Source organism: Bacillus thermozeamaize, from assembly GCA_002159075.1.
Lineage (GTDB): Bacteria > Bacillota > Bacilli > ZCTH02-B2 > ZCTH02-B2 > Bacillus_BB > Bacillus_BB thermozeamaize.
On sequence record LZRT01000137.1, the window covers coordinates 1 to 3,072 of the forward strand.

At 56.4% G+C, this 3,072-nt stretch carries 3 protein-coding genes and 1 pseudogene; 3 read left to right on the forward strand and 1 reads right to left on the reverse strand.

Translation table 11 applies throughout. The annotated features are described in order from the left end of the window. A pseudogene (locus BAA01_16870) lies at window positions 1-563 on the reverse strand (NAD-dependent dehydratase). A gap of 233 nt (window positions 564-796) precedes the next feature. Between BAA01_16870 and BAA01_16875 the strand changes: the two are divergent. From BAA01_16875 to BAA01_16885, 3 genes are all read left to right on the forward strand, one after another. After that, window positions 797-1,237 (forward strand): hypothetical protein, encoded by a 441-nt coding sequence (locus BAA01_16875; protein OUM84217.1) that lies wholly within the window; start codon window positions 797-799, stop codon window positions 1,235-1,237. A 108-nt stretch (window positions 1,238-1,345) separates the two neighbouring features. After that, window positions 1,346-1,972, forward strand: coding sequence for a hypothetical protein (locus BAA01_16880; GenBank protein OUM84218.1), 627 nt, complete (start codon window positions 1,346-1,348; stop codon window positions 1,970-1,972). 143 nt (window positions 1,973-2,115) lie between these two features. After that, the coding region (locus tag BAA01_16885) for a glycosyl transferase family 2 (GenBank protein ID OUM84219.1) at window positions 2,116-3,072 on the forward strand (957 nt) is incomplete at its 3' end.

The following is a 3,072-nucleotide window of genomic DNA, read 5'->3' on the forward strand; positions in this document are numbered from 1 at the left end:
GACTGACGCGGGCCGTATGCGTTAAACGGACGAACCGTCACGACCGGCGTGTTGTATGAACAATGGAAACTCTCCACGATCTTGTCGGCAGCGATTTTGCTGGCCGAGTACGGGGACTGTCCCTGGAGCGGATGTGATTCGTCAATCGGTACGTAACGTGCCGTACCGTACACCTCGCTGGTAGACGTGTGCACCATGCGGGGGATTCCCAGATCCCGCACTGCCTGGAGCACGTGGAGGGTACCCAGCACGTTGGTCTGCACGACATCCGACGGATTTTGGTAGGAATAAGGGATCGCGATCAGAGCGCCCAGGTGAAACACGGCATCCGTACCCTTGACTGCTTGGTACACCGCATGGGGATCGCGCAAATCGCCCTTGACCACCTCAATTTCGGCTCGCTGGTCTGCCGGGAGCTGGTCAAGGAACCCGTGGGAATCGAGCGAGTTGTAGCGGATAAAGGCGCGGACCTTCGCTCCTGTAAGGAGGAGCTGCTGGGTCAGATGGCTGCCGATAAAACCAGCGGCACCCGTCACCAACACCTTTTTTCCAGATAGGGACATCCATCCCACTTCCTTCCGTAGTGAATGGTACCAATGTATTCGGGAAGGAGACAAAGCGTCAGGGCGTCTTCCTATCCAGAGGAAAAGGCCGGCATAATTAAGCAAAGCGCCGGCAAGGCGCAAGACAAGGTGGTTTTCTACCTGTTTTTATAAAAATGGGAGATTGGTGAGAGAGCAAGGTACGAGCAGGTCATAACATATCAGTAGCTCAAAAAAGAAAGGAGGGAAACCATATGGCTCTTCAAGTCAATGCATTTGGCCGCAGCTTCCCGACCAACTTCGATGACGGAATCAACCGGCCCATTCCGCAGTCGCCGGACCAGATTAAACTGGCCGAGTTCGGCTTTACCACGACGGCAACGACGGATGTGATGGTCGTCGCCACGATCGGCTGGGAATCGGTGCTCGCCACTCCGGAAGTGCTGTTCACCGTCATGCGGGACAACGTTGGGATCGGCACGGCTCGCGTCTCAACCCTAGCCCTCAACGAGCAAGTAGTCACCACCTTCCAACTGTTGGACATCGATCTTCCGGCCGGATTCCACTTTTACTCCCTGTTTGCCGAGGTGACAAACGGTGTATTGAACGGCGCCACCGTCACCGGACCCGTCTCCTTCACTGGGACGGCCCTGCAAAACACAGAGGCCGCTCTGCCGCCACCTCCAGAAATCTAACCGCGTTCAGCACAAAGCCCCTTTGGACGTTCCAAAGGGGTTTTGTATCCTTCATCCCGTATCTTTCATCCCCTGGCTTGTAACTCTGGAAAAGGAGAGTGATACCCAGTGAAGTACACCTTTCCTATTTTGAACTTGAGTATCGGCGGGGCGCAGCGGATGCTTGCGGAACTGGTCAACGGTCTGGCCCAGCGGGGGCACGGTGTGACTGTACTGATGCCCCCGGGAGAACCGATCCAATACCCGCTACGTGCGCGAGTGATCCGAAGCAGCGGTGCTTCCATTACGCCGGCCGATTTTCCCAAAAGCGACGTGATCGTATCCAACTTTTATACCACCGTCCCGGCTGCCCAACTGGCCAGCCAGCAGGGAAAAGGCGTGCACGTGCGGCTCAGCCTCTGTTACGAACCGACGTTCCTGCCCCATTCCCCTCTCTCCTTCCCTTCGTACCATGCAACCCCAAACCTGCTGGTCTTGTCCACCTGGCAGCAGAAAATCATCCAGCTCAATCATGGTATCCGGGGCCACATCGTGCCGGTCGGCGTCAGTCCCTCCTACCGCAATCTCGGGATCCGCAGACCAGAAGGCCCGCCGCACATCGCCGCCATCCTGCGGAAGCCGGAGGGAGGATTCTCCTGGCATCGGGACCAAGACACCTTGATCCAGGCGCTGATTGAGGTCAAAAACCGGTTTCCATACGTGATGGTATCCCTGTTTTGCCCGCCTACTGCCTGATGAGCTACCGGTACGAGAACCGGCTCGCACACAACGTGCTGGCCTGTCCATCCGGCAGATTGTGTACATCCCCATGCCCCCTTCCGCATTTGGTGAATACCCTACCAGTAGAGGAGGCGCAAACATCGAAAGGAGGTATTTCCATGTCCGATGTAGGCGTTGTCATGCCCGTGTACAAACAAAAACCATCGTATCTTCGTGAGGCGCTGCAATCCATCCTTGCGCAGCGGTATCGTCACTTTACGCTGGTCATTGTGGTCGACGGCGCTCCTTTCGACGTGTTGCCCATCATCCGTGAAACCGTACAGGATGACCCTCGTGTCCGCGTGGTGATTCTGCCGGAAAACCAGGGTGTGGCCAAAGCACTCAACCGCGGGTTTCAGGAATTATTCTCCCTCCCTGGTATCGAATACCTGACCTGGATATCGAGCGACAACATCTACTCCCCCGATTTTCTACTCACGCTCCGGACCTATCTTCGAGCGGCGCCGCCCGAAGTCGGCGTCGTCTACAGTTGTTTCCAGGAAATTGACGAATCTGGCAAGCCGCTTCGCGACGAGGCGTTTCTGGATGCCAGGCGCAAGTATCAGCAACGGCGGAAAGAGGAGCTGCTCGATTTTCACTTTATCGGCGTTTCGTTTATGTACAAAGCGGCGTATGCCCGGTTGATCGGCGGGTACGGGCAGGAACCGGTGGAGGATTACGACTATTTTCTGCGGCTCACTGAGCACTGCGAGGTTCGCTACATCCCTTTCGTGCTGATGGAATATCGCGTCAATTCACCGATGAGCATCTCCGCCCAGATGAAAAGTTCCAAAGACCAGCACCGGCGATGGCGCTACATGTTTCAACTCGTTAAGCAACAGGCGCGGATGCGAAGAGGAATCCCGCCGGAAATGACCGTGTTGTTTCCCGTGGCGGAAGGAACCGCCCGGACAGTGGAGTCGTACGAAAACCAACTGGAACAGTACTACAGCAACTATCATGTCATCGTGCTCGACCAAACCCCGCAAAAACAGGCGACCCAGGTGCTGCAGGCGATCTCCGATCCACGGGTCGGATTTCTCCATGTACCCGGCGGTGCCAGAACCGCCATGCAC

What these genes read in the sequence shown, in the direction of transcription:
- BAA01_16875 (OUM84217.1), top strand. Translation starts at nt 797, where the DNA reads ATGGCTCTTCAAGTCAATGCATTTGGCCGCAGCTTCCCGACCAACTTC.